Source organism: Streptomyces solicavernae (genome assembly GCF_029968095.1).
In the GTDB taxonomy this organism is placed as follows: Bacteria; Actinomycetota; Actinomycetes; order Streptomycetales; family Streptomycetaceae; genus Streptomyces; species Streptomyces solicavernae.
In genome coordinates, this window is sequence record NZ_JASCIR010000020.1 from 85,111 (window position 1) to 110,880 (window position 25,770).

Annotated in this window: 22 protein-coding genes; 4 read left to right on the forward strand and 18 right to left on the reverse strand. The window is 72.9% G+C overall.

From position 1 onward, the window contains the following. Nucleotides 1–60: 60 nt before the first annotated feature. A complete protein-coding gene (locus QIS99_RS21975) occupies nt 61–708 on the reverse strand; it encodes a LysM peptidoglycan-binding domain-containing protein (protein ID WP_282515286.1) in 648 nt (215 codons plus the stop codon). Between the two features lie 305 nt (nt 709–1,013). On the opposite strand from QIS99_RS21975, the gene QIS99_RS21980 reads away from it, so the two are divergent. After that, nucleotides 1,014–1,838, forward strand: coding sequence for a hypothetical protein (locus QIS99_RS21980; RefSeq protein WP_282515287.1), 825 nt, complete (start codon nt 1,014–1,016; stop codon nt 1,836–1,838). Between the two features lie 133 nt (nt 1,839–1,971). Next, a complete protein-coding gene (locus tag QIS99_RS21985; RefSeq protein WP_282515329.1) occupies nt 1,972–2,259 on the forward strand; it encodes a hypothetical protein in 288 nt (95 codons plus the stop codon). A 126-nt stretch (nt 2,260–2,385) separates the two neighbouring features. Here the strand turns inward: QIS99_RS21985 and der are convergent, their stop codons facing one another. From der to QIS99_RS22065, 16 genes are all read right to left on the reverse strand, one after another. Next, nucleotides 2,386–3,888 (reverse strand): ribosome biogenesis GTPase Der, encoded by a 1,503-nt coding sequence (gene der / locus QIS99_RS21990; protein ID WP_282515288.1) that lies wholly within the window; start codon nt 3,886–3,888, stop codon nt 2,386–2,388. Between the two features lie 41 nt (nt 3,889–3,929). Beyond that, the gene (locus tag QIS99_RS21995) at nt 3,930–4,622 is read right to left on the reverse strand and encodes a lysophospholipid acyltransferase family protein (protein WP_282515289.1); all 693 of its coding nucleotides are present in this window, start codon (nt 4,620–4,622) and stop codon (nt 3,930–3,932) included. Then, nucleotides 4,580–5,275 carry a (d)CMP kinase gene (cmk, locus tag QIS99_RS22000; RefSeq protein ID WP_282515290.1) on the reverse strand — a complete coding sequence of 232 codons (696 nt, stop codon included), beginning with the start codon at nt 5,273–5,275 and terminating at the stop codon, nt 4,580–4,582. Before cmk ends, QIS99_RS21995 begins: the two co-directional genes overlap by 43 nt. Nucleotides 5,276–5,490: 215 nt before the next feature. Next, nucleotides 5,491–6,576, reverse strand: a complete 1,086-nt coding sequence (locus QIS99_RS22005; RefSeq protein WP_282515291.1) for a prephenate dehydrogenase — start codon at nt 6,574–6,576, stop codon at nt 5,491–5,493. Then, a complete protein-coding gene (gene aroH / locus QIS99_RS22010) occupies nt 6,573–6,935 on the reverse strand; it encodes a chorismate mutase (protein WP_282515292.1) in 363 nt (120 codons plus the stop codon). The genes QIS99_RS22005 and aroH overlap by 4 nt, the downstream gene beginning before the upstream one ends. Before the next feature lie 353 nt (nt 6,936–7,288). Continuing rightward, nucleotides 7,289–8,308: an ADP-ribosylglycohydrolase family protein gene (locus QIS99_RS22015; RefSeq protein ID WP_408909602.1), complete on the reverse strand. Its 1,020-nt coding sequence runs from the start codon at nt 8,306–8,308 to the stop codon at nt 7,289–7,291. Beyond that, nucleotides 8,308–9,030 (reverse strand): NUDIX hydrolase, encoded by a 723-nt coding sequence (locus QIS99_RS22020; protein WP_282515293.1) that lies wholly within the window; start codon nt 9,028–9,030, stop codon nt 8,308–8,310. Before QIS99_RS22020 ends, QIS99_RS22015 begins: the two co-directional genes overlap by 1 nt. A 92-nt stretch (nt 9,031–9,122) precedes the next feature. Continuing rightward, nucleotides 9,123–10,286 (reverse strand): pseudouridine synthase, encoded by a 1,164-nt coding sequence (locus QIS99_RS22025; protein WP_282515294.1) that lies wholly within the window; start codon nt 10,284–10,286, stop codon nt 9,123–9,125. A 35-nt stretch (nt 10,287–10,321) separates the two neighbouring features. Next, nucleotides 10,322–10,975: an SMC-Scp complex subunit ScpB gene (gene scpB / locus QIS99_RS22030; RefSeq protein ID WP_282515296.1), complete on the reverse strand. Its 654-nt coding sequence runs from the start codon at nt 10,973–10,975 to the stop codon at nt 10,322–10,324. Beyond that, nucleotides 10,972–12,186, reverse strand: a complete 1,215-nt coding sequence (locus tag QIS99_RS22035; RefSeq protein ID WP_282515297.1) for a segregation and condensation protein A — start codon at nt 12,184–12,186, stop codon at nt 10,972–10,974. Before QIS99_RS22035 ends, scpB begins: the two co-directional genes overlap by 4 nt. Nucleotides 12,187–12,283: 97 nt before the next feature. Further along, nucleotides 12,284–12,919, reverse strand: coding sequence for a hypothetical protein (locus QIS99_RS22040; RefSeq protein ID WP_282515298.1), 636 nt, complete (start codon nt 12,917–12,919; stop codon nt 12,284–12,286). Then, entirely contained in the window at nt 12,904–14,058 is a 1,155-nt protein-coding gene (locus QIS99_RS22045) for a ParA family protein (RefSeq protein ID WP_282515299.1), read from the reverse strand. The genes QIS99_RS22040 and QIS99_RS22045 overlap by 16 nt, the downstream gene beginning before the upstream one ends. Nucleotides 14,059–14,435: 377 nt before the next feature. Then, complete coding sequence (ald, locus tag QIS99_RS22050) at nt 14,436–15,551, reverse strand: alanine dehydrogenase (protein ID WP_282515300.1); 1,116 nt, start codon at nt 15,549–15,551, stop codon at nt 14,436–14,438. A gap of 184 nt (nt 15,552–15,735) precedes the next feature. Continuing rightward, nucleotides 15,736–17,853 (reverse strand): tetratricopeptide repeat protein, encoded by a 2,118-nt coding sequence (locus QIS99_RS22055; RefSeq protein ID WP_408909603.1) that lies wholly within the window; start codon nt 17,851–17,853, stop codon nt 15,736–15,738. A gap of 191 nt (nt 17,854–18,044) precedes the next feature. After that, nucleotides 18,045–18,671 carry an NUDIX domain-containing protein gene (locus QIS99_RS22060; protein ID WP_282515301.1) on the reverse strand — a complete coding sequence of 209 codons (627 nt, stop codon included), beginning with the start codon at nt 18,669–18,671 and terminating at the stop codon, nt 18,045–18,047. An 82-nt stretch (nt 18,672–18,753) separates the two neighbouring features. After that, nucleotides 18,754–20,433, reverse strand: a complete 1,680-nt coding sequence (locus QIS99_RS22065; RefSeq protein WP_282515302.1) for a CTP synthase — start codon at nt 20,431–20,433, stop codon at nt 18,754–18,756. A gap of 440 nt (nt 20,434–20,873) precedes the next feature. Here QIS99_RS22065 and QIS99_RS22070 point away from each other — a divergent pair, with 440 nt between their 5' ends. Then, complete coding sequence (locus tag QIS99_RS22070) at nt 20,874–22,676, forward strand: glycoside hydrolase family 15 protein (protein WP_282515324.1); 1,803 nt, start codon at nt 20,874–20,876, stop codon at nt 22,674–22,676. A gap of 124 nt (nt 22,677–22,800) precedes the next feature. Continuing rightward, entirely contained in the window at nt 22,801–24,480 is a 1,680-nt protein-coding gene (locus QIS99_RS22075; RefSeq protein WP_282515303.1) for a PucR family transcriptional regulator, read from the forward strand. A 14-nt stretch (nt 24,481–24,494) separates the two neighbouring features. Here the strand turns inward: QIS99_RS22075 and QIS99_RS22080 are convergent, their stop codons facing one another. Continuing rightward, nucleotides 24,495–25,727 (reverse strand): glycosyltransferase family 4 protein, encoded by a 1,233-nt coding sequence (locus QIS99_RS22080; RefSeq protein WP_282515304.1) that lies wholly within the window; start codon nt 25,725–25,727, stop codon nt 24,495–24,497. Between the last annotated feature and the right edge of the window lie 43 nt (nt 25,728–25,770).

A 25,770-nucleotide genomic window follows, 5' to 3' on the forward strand; every position in this document is an offset into this window, starting at 1 on the left:
AGGGAGGCGCCAGGTGAGGGAGGCGCGATCCAGCGGGGAGGGGCGCGTGCGGGGCCCGCCTCAGGCTCGGATCCGCCGCCCCTTGGCGTCCAGGTCCGGCACGACGATCAGCATCCCGACCGAGATCAGGTCCGGGTCCGCCCCCACCCCTTTCCGGTTCGCCTTGTACAGCGCCTGCCAGCCCCCCTTGACGTGGTAGCGGCGCGCGATCCCGCTGAGGGTGTCCCCGGGGGCGACCTCGTGGATGCGCTGGTCGAAGCGGAGGCCCTTCGAGCACTCCGGCCACGCCCCGGGGCCCTGGCTGACGAGGACCTTCTCCGCGACCTTGACCTGCTCCTCTGGCGTGGCGAGGTCCGCGCGCGGGGCGTATTTGAGGCCGCCGTGCTCCCTCCACGTCGGCTGGTGGAACTGCAGCCCGCCGTAGAAGCCGTTCCCGGTGTTGGCGTCCCAGCGGCCGCTGCTCTCGCACTCGGCCAGACAGGTCCAAGGGGACTTGCCCGGACCGCACTTGCGCGGCTTCTTCACGGCCGGCCCGCCCACGGCCCCCGCCCCGGGAGCCCCGGCGGTACCTTCGCGTACAGGGTCTCCGACGGGATCACGTACCGGGTCGCCCGCCGGGGGCGAGGGCTCCGCGGCGGTGGCGGTCAGCGGCACGCACGCGAGGAGAGCTGCGGCGAGGGCGACGAACCAGACACGAGTGTGCGACATCGCGTCAGCTAAGCAACCGGCGTACGGACCACCCGGCCGCCGCGCCCCGCCGCCCCGGACCCCACCCGGTCGGGCGGCGTCCGGGCGGGCGGCGTCCGGGCGGTGGGCGTCCGGGCGGTGGGCGGAACACCGGTGGATCCTCAAGTGCGGAACACCGGTGGATCCTCAAGTTCCGCTGCGATGGCCTGATTCCGTACGGCGTCCAGCGTGACTTGCCCGCGGGGCCGCCGTTGAACTCTTCATGGGCCGGGCGCTGTTCCGGCCGTCCACGCATCGAACGACGTACCGAACTCCTAGGAGCACCCGTGCCGCGCATGCTCGACGTCAGCGACGACGTACGCGCCGAGATCGGCGACGAAGAGGCCGACCGGCTGCTCGCCGGCGACAACTCCCCGGGCAGCTACGACTGCACCTCCTGCCGCACGCCCGGCGACTCGGCGCAGGAACGCACCAGCACCGTGCTGTTCATCGGGGACGAGACCGCGGTCCTGGCCTTCGCCCACGCCACCTGCCTGCCTTCCCAGGTGGTCAAGGTCGCGGAGGAGCAGCTGCAGGGCGCCGTGCGTTCCATCACCGGCGAGAGCGGCGCCGCGGGCGGGGTCCCGGCGGCCGCCGCGGCGCAGGCCGCAGCCACGGCGTCCACCCCCGGGGCCCAGCCGCAGCCCGCCGTCCTCGGCGTCACCAGCGGGCTCGTCCTGCTCGCCGAAGAGCTCTACCCCGCCCTCGTCGTGGAGCCCACCGGCCCCATCGCGCGCCCCGGCACCACGGGCGGGAGCGACGAGTTCCTGGCGCTCCTGAGCGAGCAGGGCTTTACGCCCCTCGGCCAGGTCCACGAGGTCCCGGCGGTGCTGCCGGGCTGGTCCGTGCTGCTCGCCGCCGGGCAGCTGCACGCCGTGCTGCAGCCGGGCACCGGCGGTTCGCCCGTCGCCTGGTGGCAGGCGCACCAGCCGCTGCAGGTCACCGACGGCTGGCGCACCGCCGCGTCGAAGCTCGGCCAGGTCCTGGTCTTCGCGGCCCCGGTCGGCACAATCGGCCGCCAGCCGCGCGAGGACCTGCTGCGCGACGCCCTCGACAAGGCCGCCGCGAACGGCCGGCTCGTCGCGGCCACGATGCCGCTCGCGGGCACCTGAACCGGACCGCGCGCAACCCGCTCCGCCCGGGGGCCCGTCGGATCGCTGTGCTCCGCACCGCATCCGATCGGGCCCCCGGGTCGTTGGCCCTTACGTGCCGCCATACGACCCCTCCCACCACCAGATTCCTCCGATGCGTCCGGCCCGTGACACCGGCACGGACCGCTCGGCCACGCCGATCTACGACGCGCTCTACTCGGAGTGGCGCCGGTCCTTCCGGGCCTTGCCGGGAGACCGCAGTGGTGAGGAGGATCTGCGGTTCCGGGGCTTCGCCGCCGGCTCCGGGTACCCCGGCGGCGGCTCCGCGCACACCGGGTACACGCCGCCCGGCTTCTGGTTCGCCGAGCCCCCGCAGCGCCCGGCCGGCGACCGCGACCGGCCGCGGCCCGCTCTCCCGCCGGCCCGGCGCCGGGAGAGCTGACCCGGTACCCGGGCCGGGCCCGTACCCGGAAAGCCCCTCACCGACAGCAGCGTGCGCCGCACGCCACCGGGAGAACCGGTGCCGTACGGCGCACGCTTCGCTGCTGCTGCGGCTGCCGGCCGCGGGCTACTTCTTGCGGCCGCGCTTCTCGCGGACGCGGACCGAGATATGGATCGGCGTGCCCTCGAAGCCGAACTCCTCGCGCAGGCGGCGCTCGACGTACCGCCGGTAGCCGTGCTCGATGAAGCCGGAGGCGAAGAGCACGAAGCGCGGCGGCTTGGTGCCCGCCTGGGTGCCGAAGAGGATGCGGGGCTGCTTGCCGCCGCGGATCGGGTGCGGGTGCGCGGAGACCAGCTCGCCGAGGAAGGCGTTCAGGCGGCCGGTCGGCACGCGCGTCTCCCAGCCGTCCAGGGCCGTCTCGATCGCCGGGACCAGCTTCTCCATGTGCCGGCCGGTGCGCGCCGAGACGTTGACCCGCGGCGCCCAGGCGACCTGGCCGAGCTCGGTCTCGATCTCCCGCTCCAGGTAGTAGCGGCGCTCCTCGTCGAGGGTGTCCCACTTGTTGTACGCGACGACGACGGCACGGCCCGCCTCGACGGCCATGGTGACGATGCGCTGGTCCTGGATGGAGATGGACTCGCTGGCGTCGATCAGGATGACCGCGACCTCGGCCTTCTCGACCGCGGCGGCGGTGCGGAGCGAGGCGTAGTAGTCGGCGCCCTGCTGGAGGTGGACGCGCTTGCGGATGCCCGCGGTGTCCACGAACTTCCAGGTGACGCCGCCGAGTTCGATGAGCTCGTCGACCGGGTCACGGGTGGTGCCCGCCAGTTCGTTGACGACGACGCGCTCCTCCTTCGCGACCTTGTTGAGGAGGGACGACTTGCCGACGTTCGGGCGGCCGATCAGGGCGATGCGGCGCGGTCCGCCGATGCCGGCGCCGCCGAAGGTCTGCATCGGCGCCTCGGGCAGCGCCTCCAGGACGGCGTCCAGCATGTCGCCGGTGCCGCGGCCGTGCAGCGAGGAGACCGGGTGCGGTTCGCCGATGCCGAGGCCCCACAGCGCCGTCGCGTCGGCCTCGCCGCTCGGGCCGTCGACCTTGTTGGCGCAGAGCACCACCGGCTTCTTGGCCTTGCGCAGCAGGCGTACGACCGCTTCGTCGGTGTCGGTGACGCCGACCGTGGAGTCGACCACGAAGACCACGGCGTCGGCGGTCTCGATGGCGTACTCGGCCTGGGCGGCGACGGAGGCGTCGATGCCGAGGACGTCCTGCTCCCAGCCGCCGGTGTCGACGACCTTGAAGCGACGCCCTGCCCACTCGGCCTCGTAGGTCACGCGGTCGCGGGTGACGCCCGGCTTGTCCTCGACGACCGCCTCGCGGCGGCCGATGATGCGGTTCACCAGCGTCGACTTGCCGACATTGGGGCGGCCTACGACGGCGAGCACGGGCAGCGGGCCGTGGCCCGCCTCCTCGATGGCGCCCTCGACGTCCTCAAGGTCGAAGCCCTCTTCCGCGGCGAGCTCCATGAACTCCGCGTACTCGGCGTCGCCAAGCGCTCCGTGGTCGTGCTCGTCCGAGCCGCCGGAGTGGTTCTGCTCGTTCATGAAGTCCGTACCTCTGTCATCAGTCATCGATGGACCGCAACTCCGCGGTCCACTACTCAAAGTCTCGCTCAGCGCCCGGTCAGGCGCCTGGCGTTCTCCAGGTGGCCGGTCAGCCGCTCCTGGATGCGCACGGTCGCTTCGTCGAGCGCCGTGCGCGTACGCCGCCCCGTCCCGTCGCCCGCTTCGAAGGCGTCCCCGAAGACGACGTCCACGCGGCTGCGCAGCGGGGGCAGTCCCCGTATCAACCGTCCCTGCCGCTCCCCGCTTCCCAGGACCGCGACCGGCACGATCGGGGCCCCGCTGCGCACCGCGAAGTACGCGAGGCCCGCGCGAAGCGACGCGAAGTCGCCCTCGCCACGGGTGCCTTCGGGGAAGATGCCGAGCACGCCGCCCTCCGCGAGGACGTCGAGCGCACCGGTGATCGCCGTGCGGTCGGTGGTCGAACGGTCCACCTTCAGCTGTCCGATGCCGCGCAGGAACGGGTCGAGCGGACCGACGAACGCCTCCTTCTTGATGAGGAAGTGCACCGGCCGGGGCGCCGTCCCCATCAGCATCGGGCCGTCGAGGTTGTGCGCGTGGTTCACGGCCAGAATGACCGGACCGCTCGCGGGCACCCGCCAGGCGCCCAGGACGCGCGGCTTCCACAGCCCGTACATCAGGCCGACGCCGATCTTCCTGCCGACCTCCGCGCCCTGTTCCGAGGGCGGGACCGATGCGGTCACGCGGCGGCCCGCTTCTCCTCGACCAGGGTCACGACGCACTCGATGACCTGCTGCAGGGTGAGCTCGGTGGTGTCGACCTCGACCGCGTCCCCGGCCTTGGCGAGCGGGGACGTCTTCCGGCCGGAGTCGGCGGCGTCCCGCTTGATCAGGGCTTCCCTGGTCGCGTTGACGTCGGCGCCCTTGAGCTCGCCGCTGCGGCGGGCGGCGCGGGCCTCCGGCGAGGCGGTGAGGAAGATCTTCAGGTCGGCGTCGGGCAGCACCGTCGTACCGATGTCACGGCCCTCGACCACGATGCCGACCTCGGCGCCGCGGGCGATGGAGCGCTGCAGCTCGGTGATGCGGCTGCGCACCTCGGGGACGGCGCTGACGGCGCTGACCTTGGAGGTGACCTCCTGGGTGCGGATCGGGGCGGCCACGTCCGTGCCGTCGACCGTGATGGTCGGCCCGGACGGGTCGGTGCCGGAGACGATGTCCGGCTTCTCCGCGGCGGCGGCGATCGCGGCGGGGTCGGCGATGTCGATGCCGTTGTTCACCATCCACCAGGTGATCGCCCGGTACTGCGCGCCGGTGTCCAGGTAGCTGAGGCCGAGCTGCGCGGCGACGGCCTTGGAGGTGCTCGACTTGCCCGTGCCGGAGGGGCCGTCGATGGCGACGATCACTGCTGCCGGGGCGGCGTTTGCGGCGGTTTCCACGGGGGACGGACACCTTTCTCAGGGCACGGGGCAGGGGGTGGGGCAAGGGGTGGGGCAAGGGGTGGGCGCGAGAAACGCCCCGGACAAGGTTACTGGCTCGGGGCGTGACTCTTCACGGGGCTGTGGACAACCCGGGAAACGGCAGGTGGCGGGGTCTTCGCGACCCCCGCCGAACCGGGCGGTCGCTGCCGGACCGGCCCCGCCGCAGCGGGCGCCTACTGCCGGATGGACCAGCCCCGCTCCCGCAGCGCCGCCGTGAGCACGGGGGCCGCGTTCGGCTCGACCGTCAGTTGGATCAGGCCCGCCTGGCGGCCGGTGGCGTGCTCGATGCGGACGTCCTCGATGTTGACCCCGGCCGCGCCCGCGTCCGCGAAGATCCGCGCGAGCTGGCCCGGCTGGTCGTCGATGAGCACGGTGACGATCTCGTACGAGACGGGGGCCGAGCCGTGCTTGCCGGGCACCCGGACCTGCCCGGCGTTGCCCCGGCGCAGCACACGCTCGACGCCCTGGGCGCCGTCGGTGCGCTTCTCCGCGTCCGCGGACTGCAGGGCGCGCAGCGCCCGCACCGTCTCGTCCAGGTCGCCGGAGACCTCGGCGAGCAGGTCGGCGACGGGGCCCGGGTTGGCGGACAGGATGTCGATCCACATGCGCGGGTCGGAGGCCGCGATCCGCGTCACGTCCCGGATGCCCTGGCCGCACAGCCGTACGGCGGTCTCCTCGGCGTGCTCCAGGCGGGCGGCGACCATGCTGGAGACCAGGTGCGGCATGTGCGAGACGAGGGCGACGGCGCGGTCGTGGGCGTCGGCGTCCATCACGACCGGGACGGCCCGGCACAGCGAGATCAGTTCGAGGGCGAGGTTCAGCACCTCCAGGTCGGAGTCCCGCGTCGGCGTCAGCACCCAGGGCCGGCCCTCGAAGAGGTCGGCGGTGGCGGCGAGCGGACCGGAGCGCTCCCGGCCGGACATGGGGTGCGTGCCGATGTACGCCGTCAGGTCGAGGCCCAGCTCCTCCAGCTCGCGGCGTGGCCCGCCCTTGACGCTGGCCACGTCGATGTACCCGCGCGCGGCGCCGCGGCCCATCAGCTCGGCGAGGGTGCTCGCCACGTGCGCGGGCGGCACGGCGACCACGGCGAGGTCGACCTGGCCTTCGGGCGCGCTGTCGGTGCCGGCGCCGAGGGCCGCGGCGGTGCGGGCCTGCTCGGGGTCGTGGTCGGCGAGGTGCACGGTCACACCGCGGCTCGACAGGGCGAGGGCGACGGAGGTGCCGATCAGGCCGGTTCCGATGACGGCGGCTGTTCTCACTGGGCGATGTCCTTGCGCAGGGCGGCGGCGGCCCCGAGGTAGACGTGCGCCACCTCGGACCGGGGCCGGTCGGACTCGATGTGCGCGAGGAGGCGTACGACGCGGGGCATGGCGCCCGCGATGTCGAGCTCCTGGGCGCAGATGAGGGGTACGTCGGTGATGCCGAGGTTGCGGGCGGCGGCCGCCGGGAAGTCGCTGTGCAGGTCGGGGGTGGCCGTGAACCAGACGCTGATCAGGTCGTCCTGCGTCAGCCCGTTGCGCGCAAGGACCTCGGTGAGCAGCGCGCCGACCTGCTCGTCCATGTGCCGGGCGTCGTCCCGCTCCAGTTGGACGGCGCCCCGGACCGCTCGTACCGCCACGCTGCTGCTCCTTGCCTGCTGGACCTGTCGGAACCTGTACGGGTCAGCCTGTCGGACCTGTACGGGCCAAGGGTAGTCAGCCGCTCGGACACCCACGCGCGGCGCCCGTCAGCCGAGACGGCTGGTTGTCGCTGCCGACCCGGACGGTTCCCCTGTCACCCGCGGCGGGCCGCCCGGACGGTTCCCCTTTCACCGGTTCCGGCGCTGCGGGCCAACCCCGCGCCCCGACACCGTCGCGAACAGCAGCGGGTCCGGCTGCCCGGCAAGACCGGCCCGAGGTCGAGCCCCGGAAGCCCGGCCTCCGCAAGCCCGGCCACCGCAGCCCCTGACTCCTCAAACCCCTGCCGAAGCGCTCACGCGTCCCACCCCCGCCCGAGGGCAACCAGCTCATCCCGGTGCTCGACCCGGTCCACCCACTCCGCCGGCCAGGCGTCCGCGCCGAGGTGGGCGCCGGCGAAGGCCCCGGCGAGGCAGGCGAGGGAGTCCGAGTCACCGGAGGTGCAGGCGGCCCTGCGCAGCGCGGTGACGGGCTCGTCGGGGAAGAGCAGGAAGCACAACAGGCCGGTGGCGAGGGCCTCTTCGGCGATCCAGCCCTGCCCGGTGGCCAGGCACGGGTCCAGCTCCGGGTTGGCGTCCGCGACGGCCGCGGCGAGCCGTTCGAGCACCGCCAGGCACTCGTCCCAGCCGCGCGCCACGAAGTGCTCGGCGCTCGGGTCCTGCGAGCGGGTCCACAGGTCGCCGAGCCAGTCCTCGCGGTACGTGGTGCGGTGCTCCAGGGCGTACGAGCGCAGCCTGCCGACCAGGCCGACGGGGTCGACGCCCTCGGCGAGCAGCCGTACCGCGTACGAGGTGAGGTCGCCGGCGGCGAGCGCGGTGGGGTGGCCGTGGGTGAGCGCGGACTGGAGCTGCGAGGCACCGGCCCGTACGGAGTCGTCGAGTCCCGGGAGCAGGCCGAGCGGGGCGACGCGCATGATGGCGCCGCAGCCCTTGGAGTGCATCTGGCTGGCGTCCCGCCAGTCGCGGGTCTCGTCGGCGAGGAGTTCGCAGGCGCGGATGCAGGTGGCGCCGGGGGCGCGGTTGTTGTCGGGCGACACATTCCAGGCGACGTACTCCTGCCGCACCAGGTGCGCGAACCGCTCGGGCCCGCACACGCCGCGCTCGGAGGCCCGCCGCAGGGCGCGGGCGAGAGCGAGCGTCATCTGGGTGTCGTCGGTGATGTACGCCTGCCGCGGCAGCTCCAGCTGCCGCCAGGGCCCGAACTTGGCGAGGATCTGCGGTACGTCGTTGAACTCGGTCGGGAAGCCGAGCGCGTCCCCGAGGGCAAGGCCGAGGAGCGATCCGGTGGCGGCGCGCTTGGTGGGAGTGGTCGTCATCAGGGTCGTCCTTCCGGTCGCAGCAGCGGTGGGTGCAGGGCGGCGGCGTCGCCCGCGCGGTACAGGGCGGCGGGCTTGCCGCGCCCGCCGGTCAGCCGGGCAGCCCCGGGCACGGCCTCGACGAGTCCGGGCGTGGCGAGCACCTTGCGCCGGAAGTTCGCGGGGTCCAACTCGGCGCCCCACACGGCCTGGTAGACCTGCCGCAGCTCGCCGAGCGTGAACTCGGGCGGGCAGAAGGCGGTGGCGAGGCCGGTGTACTCCAGCTTGGCGCCGACGCGTTCGTGGGCGTCGGCGAGGATCCGGTCGTGGTCGAAGGCGAGCGGCGCGTACGACGGCCGGTGTTCGCCGTACGGCAGCCAGTCGGCCCGGGCCGCGTCGCTGCCCGCCTGTGCCTCGGGCGCGTCCGGGACGAGCGCGGTGAAGGCGACGGAGACGATGCGCATGCGCGGGTCGCGGTCCGGTTCGCTGTAGGTGCGCAGCTGCTCCAGGTGCAGCCCGGCGACGTCCGCGAGACCGGTCTCCTCGGCGAGCTCGCGCCGGGCCGCGGCCTCGGCGGCCTCGTCGGGCCGCACGAACCCGCCGGGCAGCGCCCTGCGGCCCGCGTACGGCTGCTCGCCGCGCTCGACGAGGAGTACGTGCAGGCGGCCTTCGCGGATGGTGAAGACGGCCAGGTCGACGGTGACGGCGAACGGCTCGTAGGCGTACTTGTCATAGCCCTGCATGCAGGACCACCCCCTCTCTTTAATGGTCTTAACGACTATAAAGAGAGGGGGTGGTCTCGCACAAGGGAGTGGTCCCGTACAAGAGGTTTCGGCTACAGATCGACCTCGCGCATCAGCATCCCGACCTCCGTGTTCGAGAGCCGCCGCAGCCAGCCCGACTTCTGGTCGCCGAGCGTGATCGGCCCGAAGGAGACCCGCACCAGCTTCTCCACCGGGAACCCGGCCTCCGCGAGCATCCGCCGCACGATGTGCTTGCGGCCCTCGTGCAGCGTGACCTCGACCAGGTAGTTCTTGCCGGTCTGCTCGACCACCCGGAAGTGGTCCGCGCGCGCGTACCCGTCCTCCAGCTGGATGCCGTCCTTGAGCTGCTTGCCCAGGTCGCGCGGGATGGGCCCGACGATCGCGGCGAGGTAGGTCTTCTTCACGCCGTACTTCGGGTGGGTCAGGCGGTGCGCCAGCTCGCCGTGGTTGGTGAGCAGGATGACGCCCTCGGTCTCGGTGTCGAGCCGCCCCACGTGGAAGAGCCGCGTCTCACGGTTCTGGACGTAGTCCCCGAGGCACTGCCGCCCCTCCGGGTCCTCCATCGTGGAGACGACTCCGGCGGGCTTGTTCAGCGAGAAGAACTGGTACGACTGGGTGGCGACGGTCAGGCCGTCCACGCGGATCTCGTCCTTCTCGGGTTCGACCCGGAGCCCCTGCTCCAGGACGATCTCGCCGTTGACCTCCACCCGGGCCTGCTCGATCAGCTCCTCGCAGGAGCGCCGCGAGCCGTAGCCCGCGCGGGCGAGCACCTTCTGCAGCCGCTCGCCCTCCTGCTCGGCGCCGGGGAAGGTCTTGGGCAGCTTCACGTCCTTCTTGCCCGCGTACCGGTCACGGTTGCGCTCCTCGGCGCGCGTCTCGTACTCGCGGGAGCGGGCGGGCGCGCTGCGGCCCCGGCCGCCCTGGCCGCCCCGGCCCTGACCCTGGCCCTGGCCCTGCGGGCGCTTCGGGCCGCCCTTGGCGCCGCCGCGGGCCGCCCCGCCGCGGCCCGACTTGGGGCCGTCCTGCGTGGCGCCGGGGCCCACGTCGTAACGCCGCTCCTCGGGGCGCGGCTTCTTCGGACGGCCGCTGCCGCCCTGCCTGTCGTCGCGCTTGTTACCGGCGCCCCGGTAGTTTCCCCGGCCACCGCTGCCGCCGCTGCCGCCGCGGCCGCCGCTGTTGCCACCACGGCTCCCGCCGTTGTTTCCGCTGCTGTTCCTGCCGCTGCTGCTTCGCATCAAATTTCCGTTAGTCGTCCGCGTCTAGCCGTCTGCTAGTCGTCTGCGTCCTCGATACCCGGCGCGTCGGGTGCGTCCGGGTCGAACGACGGCACGCCTTCCTGCGTCTCGCCCTCGATCGCGTCCGCCTCGGGGAGGAAGGGCGCGAGCTCCGGCAGCTCGTCCAGGCCGCGCAGGCCCATCCGCTCCAGGAAGTAGTTCGTCGTCCTGTACAGGATCGCACCTGTTTCGGGTTCCGCGCCCGCCTCCTCCACCAGGCCCCGCTGCAGCAGGGTCCGCATGACCCCGTCGCAGTTCACTCCGCGTACGGCGGAGACCCGGGAGCGGCTGACCGGCTGGCGGTACGCGACCACGGCCAGGGTCTCCAGGGCCGCCTGGGTGAGCCGGGCCTGCTGCCCGTCCAGGACGAAGCCCTCCACGGCCGCCGCGTACTCGGGCCGGGTGTAGAACCGCCAGCCCCCGGCGACGAACCGCAGCTCGAAGCCGCGCCGCTGGGCCGTGTACGCGTCGGCCAGCTCCCGCAGCGCGAGCGCCACCTCGCGCGGGCGCCGCTGCAGCACCTTCGCCAGGTGCTCCTCGGTGGCCGGCTCGTCGACGACCATCAGGACGGCCTCCAGGGCGGGCTTGAGGTCGAGCGCGGCGACCTGGGGCAGCCCGGCCGGTGTCTCGGTGCTCCGCTCGGTGCTCACGCGCCGTCCTCCGCTCGCTCGGCTGTCTTCTCGTCGGGTACCTCGGGCGGCCGGTCGAACTCGTCCGTGACCTGCGGCCCGGCCCCCTCGCCGCCGGTCCAGCGCACGGTCAGCTCGCCCAGCGCCTCGTCCTGGTCCAGCGTCACGGCCTTCTCCCGGTACAGCTCAAGCAGCGCCAGGAACCGGGCGACGACGGTCAGCGTGTCCGGCGCGTCCTCGATCAGCACCCGGAAGCCGGCCTCCCCCGCCTCCCGCAGCCGCGCCACGACGACCTCGGCCTGTTCTTGTACGGACACGAGCGGCGCGTGGATGTGGTCGACGTACACCTGCGGCTTGGGCTTCGGCTGCATCGCCTTCACGGCGAGCTTGGCGAACCCCTCGGCGCCGATGCTGATGACCACCTCGGGCAGCAGCTCGGCGTGGAGCGGTTCAAGGCCGACCGTACGCGGATACCGGCGGGCCTCGTCGTCGAGCCGCGCGTTGAAGATGTCCGCGATCTGTTTGTACGCGCGGTACTGGAGCAGCCGCGCGAACAGCAGGTCCCGCGCCTCCAGGAGCGCGAGGTCCGCCTCGTCCTCGACCTCGGCGGCGGGCAGCAGCCGTGCGGCCTTCAGGTCGAGCAGCGTCGCGGCGACGACAAGGAACTCGGTGGTCTGGTCGAGGTCCCAGTCGGGCCCCATGGCCCGGATGTGCGCCATGAACTCGTCGGTGACCCTGGAGAGCGCGACCTCGGTGACGTCCAGCTTGTGCTTGGAGATCAGCTGCAGCAGCAGGTCGAACGGCCCCTCGAAGTTGTCGAGCCGAACCTTGAACCGCCCGTCCTCCACGGGGACTTCACCTTGGCCCCCAGCCGGGACCTCGGGCTCGGCCCCGGGCTCGGACTCGGACCCGGCCTCGGGCTCGCGCTCGGGCTCGCGCTCGGACCCGGCCTCGGACGAGGGCTCAGCCGCAGCCCCGGGCCCGGCCTCGGCCAGTGGCTCAGCCTCGGCCTCCGGGGCGGCTCCGGCAAGCGCCACGCCGTCCGGGCCCGGCACCGACCCGGCTTCCGGCCCCGCCTCGGGCAGAGACCCGGCCTCAGGCGCAGGCGCAGGCACAGCCTCCGAACGCGATGCGGCCCCCCGAGCCGCCCCCGGCCCCCGGCCCAGTGCGCGCCGGCGGCCGGGGCGGGGCGGTTCGGTGGGGGCTGCGGAGGAGTCGTCGGTCGTCGGCATCGCGGTCCAGGGAGCGGGCGGGGAACGTACGAACGCGTACGAACCGGCAGGTTATCGTCCCCGCGCTCCCGCCCGGGGACCCGGCGCGTGCGGCGGATCAGCGGCCGCGCAGGCGCCGTACGAGGATGCTCGCCTCGCCGCGGGACTCCAGGTCCGCGAGGACGACGGCGACGGCCTCGCGCACGATGCGGCCGCGGTCGACCGCGAGCCCGTGCTCGCCGCGCAGCACGAGGCGCGCGTGTTCGAGGTCCATCAGCTCCTCGGCGGAGACGTAGACGGTGATCTTCTCGTCGTGCCGCTCGCGGCCGCTGGGGCGGCGGGCGGCGGCCCGGCCGCGGCGCCGGGCGGGCTGGCCCGCGGTGCCGTTGGCCGATGCGGGCGGCTGGCGCCGGCCGGAGCGCTCGCCCGGCTTCTCGCCTTCGCCGACGCGGCTGCGATGTTCACCGGCACCCGACTCGGCCTCGGCGGCGGTGTGTTCGGCGCTCCGGCCGCCGTCCCCCGAGGCCGCGTCCGACTTGGCCTCCCCCTTGGCGTCCGCCTTGGCATCCTCGTCGGAGGCCGCCGCCGCGGCGTCGCTCTCGCCCGCGGGTGCGGGCACGCGCGCCTCACCGTTGGTCTGGCGGCGGCCTGTCCTGGGCGAGTTGGGCGAGTTGGGCGAGGACGCCTGCAGCGCCATCCCCCCGGTCGTACGGAACAGCTCGTCGGCCCCGGGCAGACTCACTCGGCGTGACACCGGGCGAGCACCTCCCTGGCGAGCTGGCGATAGGCGGCCGCACCCACGGAGTTGGAGGCGTACGTCGTGATCGGCTCACCGGCGACCGTGGTCTCCGGGAAGCGGACCGTGCGCCCGATGACCGTGTGGTAGACGTGATTGTCGAAGGCCTCCACCACGCGGGCGAGCACCTCGCGGCTGTGCACCGTGCGCGAGTCGTACATCGTGGCGAGGATGCCGTCCAACTCCAGGTCGGGGTTGAGGCGTTCCTGCACCTTCTCGATGGTCTCGGTCAGCAGGGCGACACCGCGCAGCGCGAAGAACTCGCACTCCAGCGGGACGATCACCTTGTGCGCGGCGGTGAGCGCGTTGACCGTGAGCAGGCCGAGCGAGGGCTGGCAGTCGATCACGATGTAGTCGTAGTCCTGCATGAGCGGCTTGAGCGCCCGCTGCAGGGTGGACTCGCGCGCGACCTCGGAGACCAGCTGGACCTCGGCGGCCGAGAGGTCGATGTTGCTCGGCAGCAGGTCCATGTTGGGGACGGCGGTCTTCAGGAGCACCTCGTCCGCCGCCATGCCCCGCTCCATGAGCAGGTTGTAGACGGTGAGGTCGAGCTCCATCGGGTTCACCCCGAGGCCGACCGAGAGCGCGCCCTGCGGGTCGAAGTCGACCAGGAGGACCCGGCGTCCGTACTCCGCGAGCGCGGCACCCAGGTTGATGGTCGACGTGGTCTTGCCGACGCCGCCCTTCTGGTTGCACATCGCGATGATCTTCGCGGGGCCGTGATCGGTCAGCGGGCCCGGGATCGGGAAGTACGGCAGCGGGCGTCCCGTCGGGCCGATCCGCTCGCGGCGCTGGCGGGCAGCGTCGGGGGCGAGAGTGGCCGCGTACTCGGGGTCGGGCTCGTACTCGGCGTCGGGGTCGTAGAAGTGCCCCTCGGGCAACTCGTCGTAGTCGGCGAAGTGTGTGGAGTTCTCGCCACTCGGGTCGCCGGCCATGGCGTTCACTTGATGGCCATCCATGCTCTGGTGGGCTGAAAGCGTCGGCTGCGGACGCTGCGTCGCGTGCGTGCGCTCGGGGTTCTGGTGGTCGGCGTGGGTACGGACGGCGACGGAGCCGACGGCCTCGCGCCCCTCGGAACCCGATCCCTGCGCCGGCATTCCTGGTTGACCACCCCCGGGAGTAAATGTCGACTCATTCACAAGTCGTCTTACCTCCTTGGTGACCAGGAAACTTCTAGATAGGTCAGCGTGGCACCATGCCGACGGTTGGCGACTCTATGGCGTGTCACCGCTCCGCAGCAACACAATCCGCCGGACCCGGCACGATGTGTCGGCATCCGAACACCCCTGTGTCAAGGGTGCACAGGGGCTTCCAGGGGTGTTTCGCCGGTGTGCGAAACGGTTAAAGGGTTACGTTCGACGCGAGTTGACCGAGTCTCGCAAAGTGACCCGATACACAGCGGGCCGGACCTTGACGAGCAAGGTCCGGCCGCACGCGCGTGGTTGACGTCGCGCGTTGACGCAAGGATTGTCGACTAGCCGAGAAGGGTGCTCAGTTCGACGTGCTCCAGGCCGTGCGCCTCGGCCACGGAGCCGTAAACCACCTTGCCGTCATGGGTGTTGAGGCCGAGCGCGAGCGCCGGGTCACGGCGCAGCGCCTCGGCCCAGCCGCGGTTGGCGAGCTCCACGATGTACGGCAGCGTCGCGTTGGTCAGCGCGTACGTCGAGGTGTTCGGGACGGCGCCGGGCATGTTGGCGACGCAGTAGAAGACCGAGTTGTGGATCTTGAAGGTCGGCTCGGCGTGGGTGGTCGGACGCGAGTCCTCGAAGCAGCCGCCCTGGTCGATCGCGATGTCGACAAGGACACTTCCCGGCTTCATCTTGGCGACCAGCTCGTTGGTGACCAGCTTCGGGGCCTTGGCGCCCGGGATGAGCACGGCGCCGATGACGAGGTCGGCCTCGATGACGGCCTTCTCCAGCTCGTAGGCGTTGGAGACGATCGTCTGCACCTTGGTGCCGAAGATCCTGTCGGCCTCGCGGAGCTTGTTGATGTCCTTGTCGAGCAGGGTCACGTGGAAGCCCATGCCGACGGCGATCTGGGTGGCGTTCCAGCCGGAGACGCCGCCGCCGATCACGACGGCCTTGCCGGCCTGGGTGCCGGGGACGCCGCCGGGCAGCACGCCGCGGCCGCCGTTGAAGGCCATCAGGTGGTACGCGCCGACCTGCGGGGCCAGGCGGCCCGCGACCTCGGACATCGGGGCGAGCAGCGGCAGGGCACGGTTCGCGGTCTCGACGGTCTCGTACGCAATGGCCGTGGTGCCGGACTCCAGGAGGGCGTCCGTGCACTCCTTGGAGGCGGCCAGGTGCAGGTAGGTGAAGAGCGTCTGGTCCTTGCGGAGGCGGTGGTACTCCTCGGCGATCGGCTCCTTGACCTTCAGGAGCAGGTCGGCGGTGGCCCAGACCTCGTCGGCGGTGGGCAGGATCTGCGCGCCGGCGGCGACGAACTCGTCGTCCGTGATCGAGGAGCCGACACCGGCGTTCTGCTCGATGACGACCTGGTGGCCGTGGCGCACCAGCTCGTGCACACCGGCGGGGGTGATCGCCACCCGGAACTCGTTGTTCTTGACCTCGCGGGGGATGCCGACCTTCATCGTGGATCACGGTCCTTGGCTCAGGGGATTTTTCAGGCAATGAAACACATACCCGTATGCGCTGCGGCACAACGGGAGACACCACGAAAGAACGCGGCGGAGCCAGTCTAATGAAGGATTTTGAGCTGTCTAGCCTTTCAAAGCATCAATCTTCCAGAGCTGCACTGCGGATTTCGCAGGCGGATCATCCGGCCTGGGCTTCGGAGCCCTGTTCGACGCCCAGAGTGACCGCATCTTCGGATCCCGTGGCGGAACCGGCCGGGGCCGGCTCTTCTTCCAGCATGCGCTCGGCGGCGGAGCGGTGCAGCCCGGCGGAGGCGCTGTCGCCGAGCCGGTCGAGGGTGTCCGCGAGCCGGAGCTGCAGCGCGGCCTGAAGGCGTACGTCCTGCGCCTGCCGCGCCCACTCCACCGCCTCCTGGCAGGTGCGCAGCGACTCCTCGGGCCGGCCCGCGTACTCCTGCACCCGGGCCATCTCGCTCAACGCCCTTGCGTACGCGGGGATTTCGCCCGCCCTGCGGTAACCGCTCGCCGCGGAGCGCCAGTTGCGCAGCGCCTCGCCGTACCGACCGGCGTAGGTGAGCGTGGAGCCGATCCGTCCGTACAGGCGCGCCGCGTCCAGGCGCTCGCCGCGCGCGAGGCGGTCGCCGAGGGCCCGCCCGAACCAGTCCGCGGCCCGCTGAAGATCGCCCAGCTCCTGGTAGGCGCCGCCTACGGATTCCATCGCGCGGCCCAGGGCGTACGGGTCCTTCGCGGCCCGCGCGGCGTCCAGCGCGGCCCGATAGCGGGCCAGGGCCTCGCGGGTGCGGCCGGTGCCGGCGTCCAGATCGCCGAGGTTGAGCAGCGCCGCCGCCCGTTCCCGGGGCAGCTCGCGCCGCTCGGCGACGTCCAGGACGAGGCGGTGGATGCCGTACAGGTCGGCGGCCGCCTCGGTGGCGTCGTGCGCGACGAGGGCGCGGGTCAGGGCGGCCATCAGGCGCCGGGCCAGCGTGTCCAGGTCGCCGTCCGCGACCGCGAGCCGGGCCGAGGCGAGCAGCGCGGGCCGGCGCAGCCGCAGCCAGTCGGCGGCGGCCTGCGGGGAGCCGAAGCGCAGCGCGCGCGGCAGCCCGGCGAGCCGCCCGCGCGCCGCCGAGCCCTCGGGTTCGGTCACGGCCCGGCAGGAGTGCAGGAGCCGCACCGTCCGCTCCAGCATCCGGGCCCGCGCGAGCTGCACCTCGCCGGGCCGGTCCTGCGCCTCGGTCAGCGCCCGCAGCAGGGGCTGCAGATGTCCGGGCACGGCGTATTCGGGGCCCTGGGTCAGGTCCGCGCCGGTACGGCGGAGCAGGCCGAGGCGGGCGAAGTCCTGCAGGGTGGTGGCGGCCGCGGAGACCGAGCAGCCGGCGAGCGCGGAGGCAGTGTGCGGGTCGGCGAGCCCGGCGGGCGCGAGGGAGAGCAGTCGCAGTATCCGCGCGGCCGGGCCGGGCAGCGCGTCGTACACGAAGCGGAAGATCCGCGCCAGGCTGCCCGGCGATCCCTGCTCGGCGCTGTCGTCGTCCGGGAGGTTGTGCAGCATCCTGGCCAGCTCCGCGACGGAGGCCTTGGGCCGGTCCGCGAGCCAGCCGCCCGCGAGGACCAGCGCCGCGGGCTGGTGGCCGCACTGCTCGGCGAGGTGCTCGGCGGCGCGCGGGTCGACCGTGATCCGCACGGACCCGGTGCAGCCGGTGAGCAGGTCCAGCGCGGACTTGGTGTCGAGGCCGCCGAGCGTGCAGGGGCGGACGTCGGAGATCCCGGTCAGCGGCCCGAGCGAGGTCGCCACGACCAGGCACTGCGGGGCGTCCGGGAGCAGCGGATCGACCTGCTCCGCGTCGGCCGCCCCGTCGAGCAGCATCAGGACGCGCCGTACGGCAAGGGCCTCGCGGAGCTTCTCGGTGAGCTCGTCCTCGGTGGCGCCGGGGGCGGTCGGCACGGACAGGGCGTCGAGGAGTGCGCGGGCGGTGCGCTCGGTGGGGACCGGGCGGCCGTCGGGCTCGGTGAGGCGGGCGTGCAGCTGTCCGTCGGGGTAGTCGCCGGCGAGCTCGGCGACCAGGCGTTCGGCGAGGGCGGTGCGGCCGGAGCCGGGGCGCCCGGCGATGAGCAGGACGCGCGCGCGGGCGGGTTTGCGGCCGGAGAGGGTGTCGAGGCCGGTGCGCGCGATGTCGGCCCGCAGCTCCTTCAACTCCCGTTGCCTGCCGACGAATTCGGGTGTCGCGGGGTCCCGCACCGCCCGTGGTGCGGAGGCCTCCGCCGAGGTCGAGGAGACCTGGGTGTCCACCGCCTGATCCGTCACGGGCCACGCTCCCGTCCAGCTGCGCACAGAGCCCGTCCGCGGTCGCGGGACGGGGAATTCCGAGCGTAGTTCACGCTCCGTGTCGGAACGGGTGGAGCGCGGCTGGCACATCCCCCGATCGGATCAGGAGATGGTCACACCGGAGAGCTACCGGAGAGCTACCGGAAAGCTGCGGGGGTTCGTCGCCCGGCTCAGGCCTCGAAGGGGCGCGCGGGCCAGGGGGCGTCGGCCGGGCGGAGCGCGTCGAGGCCGTCGCCGCGCTCGGCGGCGGCCAGCGAGAGGACGCCCACGACCAGGCAGTTGTGGTGCAGCTCGCCGGCGAGCACGCCGCGGACGAGCTCGTCGAGCGGGACGCGGTCGAGCTGCATGTCGGCCTCCTCCTCGTCGACCTCGAAGCGCTCGCCGTCCGCCTCGGACAGGTCGCGGGCGAGGAAGACCCGGATCGCCTCGTCGCAGCCGCCGGGCGAGGAGTAGATGTCGGTGAGGACCCGCCAGTCCCCGGCCTTGACGTGCGCCTCCTCGTACAGCTCGCGCTGGGCGGCGTGCAGCGGGTTCTCGCCGGGGATGTCGAGCAGTCCGGCGGGGATCTCCCAGAGGCGGTGGCGTACGGGGTGGCGGTACTGGTTGATGACCAGGACGCGGCCCTGCTCGTCCAGGGCGAGGACGGCGACCGAGCCGGGGTGGACCTGGTAGTCACGGGTCGCGACGCTGCCGCCGGGCATCACCACGTCGTCCGTGCGGACGCTGGTCTTGTTGCCGGTGAACGGGGTCGCGGTGGCCGTGATCTCCCACTCCTCGGCGGTGTCCTTGAGCGTCATGACGTACGTCCTCCCACATGCCCACATGAAGAAACCGGGGTACCGGCCGCGAACGGCCCGTACCCCGGCAACCGTATCTCCGTTACTTGGCGGCCTTGCCCTTGGCCTGCTGCTTCGCGGCCTCCTGGCGCTCCACGGCCGCCTTCACCAGTCCGGCGAAGAGCGGGTGCGGGCGGGTCGGGCGGGAGCGGAGCTCCGGGTGCGCCTGGGTGGCGACCAGGTAGGGGTGCGCCTCGCGCGGGTACTCGACGTACTCGACGAGCTTGTTGTCCGGGGACGTGCCGGAGAAGACCAGGCCGGCCTTCTTCTCCAGCTCCGCGCGGTAGGAGTTGTTGACCTCGTAGCGGTGGCGGTGGCGCTCCTCGACGTACTCCTTGCCGTCGTACGTCTCGCGCACGATGGAGTCCTCGCCGAGCTTCGCCGGGTACATGCCGAGGCGCATGGTGCCGCCCATGTCGCCCTCGCCCGCGACGATGTCGAGCTGCTCGGCCATGGTGGAGATCACCGGGTGGGCCGTGGCGGGGTCGAACTCGGTGGAGTTGGCCTCGGGGATGTCGGCGAGGTTGCGGGCCGCCTCGATCACGATGCACTGCAGGCCCAGGCAGATGCCGAGCAGCGGCACCTTGTTCTCGCGGGCGTACTGGATCGCGCCGATCTTGCCGTTCACCCCGCGGTCGCCGAAGCCGCCGGGGACGAGGATCGCGTCCACGTCGGCCAGCTGCTTCTTGGCGCCGGCCGCGGTCTTGCAGTCGTCCGAGGTGACCCACTTGACCTTGACGCGGGCCTTGTTGGCGAAGCCGCCGGCGCGCATGGCCTCGGTGATCGAGAGGTACGCGTCCGGCAGGTCGATGTACTTGCCGACCAGGGCGACGGTGACCTCGTGGTTCGGGTTGTGCACCCGGTCGAGGAGGTCGTCCCACTGGGTCCAGTTGACGTCCCGGAACGGCAGGTCGAGCTTGCGCACGACGTAGGCGTCCAGGCCCTCGGTGTGCAGCACCTTCGGGATGTCGTAGATCGACTTGGCGTCGATGGCGGCGACCACGGCGGCCTCGTCGACGTCGCACATCAGCGAGATCTTGCGCTTGATGGAGGTCGGCACCTCGCGGTCGGCGCGCAGCACGATCGCGTCCGGCTGGATACCGATGTTGCGCAGGGCGGCCACGGAGTGCTGGGTCGGCTTGGTCTTCAGCTCGCCGGACGGGCCGATGTACGGAAGGAGCGAGATGTGCACGACGAAGACGTTGTCCCGGCCGACCTCGTGGCGGACCTGGCGGACGGTCTCCAGGAACGGCAGCGACTCGATGTCGCCGACCGTGCCGCCGACCTCGGTGATCACGACGTCCACGTCGTCGGTCGCCATGCGGCGGATGCGGTTCTTGATCTCGTTGGTGATGTGCGGGATGACCTGCACGGTGTCGCCCAGGTACTCGCCGCGCCGCTCCTTGGCGATGACCTGCGAGTAGACCTGGCCGGTGGTGACGTTGGCCGAGCCGTCGAGGTCGACGTCGAGGAAGCGCTCGTAGTGGCCGATGTCCAGGTCGGTCTCGGCGCCGTCGTTGGTGACGAACACCTCGCCGTGCTGGAAGGGGTTCATCGTGCCGGGGTCGACGTTCAGATACGGGTCGAGCTTCTGCATCGTGACCCTGAGGCCCCGGGCCTTGAGGAGCTGCCCCAGGCTGGAGGCGGTCAGGCCCTTGCCGAGGGAGCTGGCGACACCCCCGGTGACGAAGATGTGCTTGGTCGTCGTGGCTTTGGGCGGCATGGCCAAGAGGGGGCTCCCGTGGTCGCGAGGTGGTGGTGCGTACCGGCAACCAGGGCCCGGAATCGTTGATTTCCCGGGAGTTGCCGTCGCTGCGGTTCGGGGGTCTTGAAACCACCGCTCCACGGGCTACCAGGGTATCAGCGACACAGAGAGGCTGCTTCCGGCCACGCTCCGCGCAGCCCTGTCGACCCTCCGTATCCAACGCCTGCGGGACGACCATGTGACCGTCACCCGACGGTCACCCGTTCGGCGTAGCTCCCTTGCCCCGAGCGGCGCGCGGATCACTAGGGTGCGTCGTATCCTGCTCGGACGTTCGCTGCCGAGCCGGGCCGGAGCACGGCACCACCCCGCCCGACCGGAACCCCCGAGCTCGTCAACGACCCTTGACTGCATCGCAAGCGCCCCGCGGGGCGGACGTGGCCGTTCGACTGGAGATGTACGTGGCCGGGCGCATCGAGGACTACGCACTCATCGGAGACATGCAGACCGCGGCGCTGGTCTGCAGAGACGGCACGGTCGACTGGCTGTGCCTGCCGAGATTCGATTCCCACGCCGTGTTCGCCGGGCTTCTCGGCACCGAGGAGCACGGCTTCTGGCGGCTCGGGCCGGAGCACGGCGAGGACACCGCACCGCCGCGCGCCACCCGCAGGACCTACCGCGGCGACTCCCTGATCCTGGAGTCCGAGTGGGACACCCCCCGCGGCACGGTCCGCGTGATCGACTTCATGCCGCCGCGCGAGGGCGCACCCCAGCTCGTGCGCATCGTCGAGGGCGTGAGCGGGCGCGTGCCGATGCGCTCGGCGCTGCGGATGCGCTTCAGCTACGGCCGGATCGTGCCGTGGGTGCACAAGGTCGACGGGCGCACGGTGGCCGTCGCCGGCCCCGACTCCGTATGGCTGGACACCGACACGGAGACGTACGGCGAACACCTCACCACCTACTCGGACTTCACCGTCGCCCCCGGGGAGCGGGTGGCGTTCACGATCAGCTGGGAGCCCTCGCACAAGGCGCCGCCGCCGCTGCACGAGCCGGAGCACGCGCTGGAGGCGACCGCCGAGTTCTGGCGCGAGTGGGTCGAGCACTGCACGTACCACGGGCCCTACCGCGAGGCCGTCGTACGCTCGCTGATCACCCTGAAGGCGCTGACATACGCGCCGACCGGCGGGATCGTCGCGGCGCCGACCACCTCCCTGCCGGAGGACATCGGCGGCTCGCGGAACTGGGACTACCGCTTCACCTGGCTCAGGGACGCGGCGATCACCCTGTCCTCGCTGCTGCGCACCGGCTACCGCGAGGAGGCCAGGGCCTGGCGCGAGTGGCTGCTCCGCGCGGTCGCCGGCGACCCGGAGAACCTGCAGATCATGTACGGCATCGCGGGCGAACGGGAGCTGGGCGAGGCCGAGTTGGACTGGCTGCCCGGGTACGAGAACTCCCGGCCGGTGCGCGTCGGCAACGGCGCCGCGCACCAGCTGCAGCTCGACGTGTACGGCGAGGTCATCGAGGCGCTGCACCTGGCCCATATGACGGGCCTGACGCGCAGCGACTACGCCTCGCTGCTGCAGCTCAAGCTGATCCGGTACCTGGAGACGCACTGGAACCAGCCCGACGAGGGCATCTGGGAGGTGCGCGGCCCGCGCCGGCACTTCGTGCACTCCAAGGTGATGGCCTGGGTCGCCGTCGACCGCACCATCAAGCTGATCGAGTCCGGCGACGTGGACGGCCCCGTCGACCGCTGGCGCGGGCTGCGGGACGCCATCCACCGGGACGTCTGCGAGAAGGGCTACGACCCGGAGCGGAACACGTTCACGCAGTCGTACGGCTCGAAGGAGCTGGACGCCTCGCTGCTGCTCATCCCGCAGATGGGCTTCCTGCCTCCGGACGACAAGCGGGTCGTCGGCACGATCGAGGCGATCCAGCGGGAGCTGTCCACCGAGGACGGCTTCGTCCTTCGCTACCCGACCTCCGGGGACGACGCGGGCGTGGACGGCCTGGAGGGCGACGAAGGGGCCTTCCTGGCCTGCTCGTTCTGGCTCGCGGACGACCTGGCGATGATCGGCCGGGTCGACGAGGCGCGCGAGCTGTTCGAGAAGCTGCTCTCGCTCCGCAACGACCTCGGCCTGCTCGCCGAGGAGTGGGACCCGCGCCTGCAGCGCCAGGTCGGCAACTTCCCGCAGGCCTTCAGCCACGTCCCACTGATCGACACGGCACTACGGCTGACGGCTTCGGGGGCGTACGGGGGCTGAGCCCGTTGTTCTTCGCCCTGCGGCCCCTCGGTTCTGCTGCCGGGGGGCCGCGGCCGTACGTAGGCGGTACCGCGTGGGGCGGGGTGGGTGTCCCCGGGCGGCGACCACAGGTAGCGTCCCGCGGATGGACACGCACAACCCCCAGGCCGGGATCACCGTGCAGCGCGCCCTCGAACTGCCCGGACTGCGCAGCGGCCTCCCCGAGGTCGTGGCCTGCTCAGACCGGCTGCAGCGGACCGTGCGCTGGGTGCACGCCGGCGAGGTGCCGAACATCGCGTCGCTGCTCAAGGGCGGCGAGCTGCTCCTGACCACCGGGCTCGGACTCGGGGCGCGCCCCGGCGAGCAGCGGGCGTTCGTCCGCAAGCTCGCGGAGCGCGGGATCGCCGCGCTCGTCGTGGAGCTGGGGCCGCGCTTCGCCCGGCTGCCGTCGGCGATCGTGGAGACGGCGCGCACGGCCGGGCTTCCGCTGGTGCAGCTGCACCGCGAGGTGCCGTTCGTGACCGTGACCGAAGAGGTCCACACGGAGATCGTCAACGGCCACTACGCCCTCCTCAAGGAGGCCGACGAGGTGCACCGGCGCTGCACCGACGCGCTGCTCGCCGGGGGCGGCGTGCCCCAGGTCCTGTCCGTCCTGGCCGAGTTCTGCGGCAACCCGGTCTTCCTGGAGACCGCGGACGGGCAGCTGCTGTACGCCTCCGGTCCCGGCGGGTCCTTTGAGGCGGACGGCCCGGTCGTCGATCCGCTCCAGGTGTGGGAGTCGCTGCGCGGCCGGTCCCGGTCCCGGGACGAGGGGCCGCCCGCCGGGTCGGTCCTGATCGACGTGCCGGGCGGGGGCCCCGGCCCCGGCGGTACGGGGGCGGTGCGGGCGCGGATCGCGCTGCTCGCGGTGTCGGGGCCGGTGCAGCCGGTGCACCGGATGGCCGTCGAGCGGGCGGCCGGCTCGCTCGCCGTGGTCCTGATGCAGGCACGGCAGGAGGAGGAGCTGGCGGCGCGCGGCCGCGGCGACTTCCTGTCCGACCTGGCGGAGGGCCGGATCAGCGCCGATGACGCGCCCGCGCAGGCCCGCGTGCTCGGCTTCCGCCCCGGCTCCGGGCCGCTGCTCCCGGTGGTCATGCGGGTCGCGGACTCGCTCGCGCCGAGCGGGAGTTGGGCGGTGCTCGCGCGGGCCGTCGCGGAGGAGCTGGCGGCGGTGGGGGTGCCCGTCCTGGTCGGCGTACGGCCGGTGGAGGGGCGGGTTCCGGTGCTGCTCGGGCTGCGGTCGGAGTCGGAGCGCACGGCCGTCGCCGACCGGGTCGCCGAGGCGCTGCGGGCCGGGCTCCGGCAGGCGGACGAGCGGGCCGGGCTGCAGCGCGCCGGGGTGCGCCCGCCGGTCGTGGTGGTCGCGGCGGCGGGCGGCTGGGCGGCGGCCTCGGCGGGGCTGCGGCACGCGGCGGAGACGGCGACGGCGGCACAGGGCCTGGTCGACCGGCCCTGGTACGACGCCCGGCGCCTGGACACCGAGCTGCTGCTGTGGCGGCTGCGCCAGCAGGGCGACGGCACGGCCCTGGCGGCGTTCGTGGAGCGCGCGATCGGACCGCTCCAGGACCACGACCGGCGCGCGAAGCCGCCGCTGCTGCCCACCCTGGAGACGTATCTCGCGCACGCGGGCCGCAAGGCGGAGACCGCGCGCGAGCTGCACCTCAACCGCCAGACCCTGTACAACCGCCTGGCCCGCATCGCCGAACTCCTCGGCACGGACCTGGACGACCCCCAGACGGTCCTCGCCCTGAGCCTGGCCCTGCGGGCCCGGCGGCATGTGGAGTGACGTACACGTGGGGCTCAGCGCCGGAAGGGCTGAGCCAGCTCGTCGTACACGCTGAGGATCTGCGCGACCGTGTCGTCCTCGGTCGGCCAACTCGCCGCCTGCACACGGCCGTTGGCGCGGAGCCGGGCGCGGCGGGACGGGTCGGCCAGGAGGCGGGCGACGGCTTCGGCGAGGGCGGGGGCGTCGCCGTACGGGACGAGTTCGGCGGCGTCGCCCACGAGTTCCGGGAGGCCGCCGACGGCCGTAGCGACCAGCGGGACGCCCGCGTGCAGGGCCTCGTGGGCCAGCAGCGAACGGGACTCCCAGCGGCTGGGAAGGAGCGCCACGTCGGCCGCGGCGAGGAGTTCCGGGACGTCGTCGCGGCGCCCGATGAGGCGTACGGGCAGGCCCTCCGCGTCGATCCGGCGCCGCAGCGGGCCGCGCTCGGGGCCCTCGCCGGCGATCACCACGAGCGGTACGGGGTCGAGGCCGCGCCAGGTGCGAGCGGCGTCCAGGAGGGTCTCGTAGCCGCGGTACCGGTCGAGGGAGCCGACCGCGAGCAGCAACGGGCGGTCCACCGCGCCCAGCTCGGCCCGCGCCTTGTGGTGCGCCGTGCCCGCCTCGCCCGTCTCGCCCGTCTCGCCCGTCACACCCGTCTCACCCGTCTCATCCGGCTCATCCCGCTCGTCCCGCTCGTCCGGCCCGTCGAACGCCGGGCGGCGCGGCGCCGGGAACGCGACGGGGGCGAGGCGGGCGTCCCGGGCACCGCTGCCGCGCGCCCGGTCGACCAGGTCGGAGGACGTGCCGAGCAGCACCGCGCTGGACCGTGCCACCCGGCGCTCCAGGAGCCGCTGCACCCGCGCCCGCGCGCCCTCGGCGTGCGCCCGGGTGTGCCAGGTGACGACCAGGGGCGTACGGCCGGGCAGGAGCGCCGGCCGGCGGCCGCGCAGCGCGAGCGAGGAGCGGAGCGCGGCGTGCAGCCCGTGCGCGTGCACCAGGTCGGCGTCCGCGCAGGCGCCGCGCAGCGCGACCACCGAGGCCGGGTCGCTGCGGCGCGGCACGGGCACGAACTCGGCGCCGGCGCCGCCGAAGTCGTACATCCCGTCGAGCTCCGCGGGGGCGCACACGGTCACGCGCACGCCGCGCGCGACGAGGCCCGCGGCGAGCGAGCGGACGTGCGCGCTGCTGCCCGCGCTGCCGCCGCCCAGCACCTGCACGGTGTGCAGGGGCGGCCGGCCCTGTGGTGGGGGGCTGCTCACGTGGGTCACGTGGCCGGGACTCCTGGGTCGGCTTCGTCGGATGGGTCCGCCG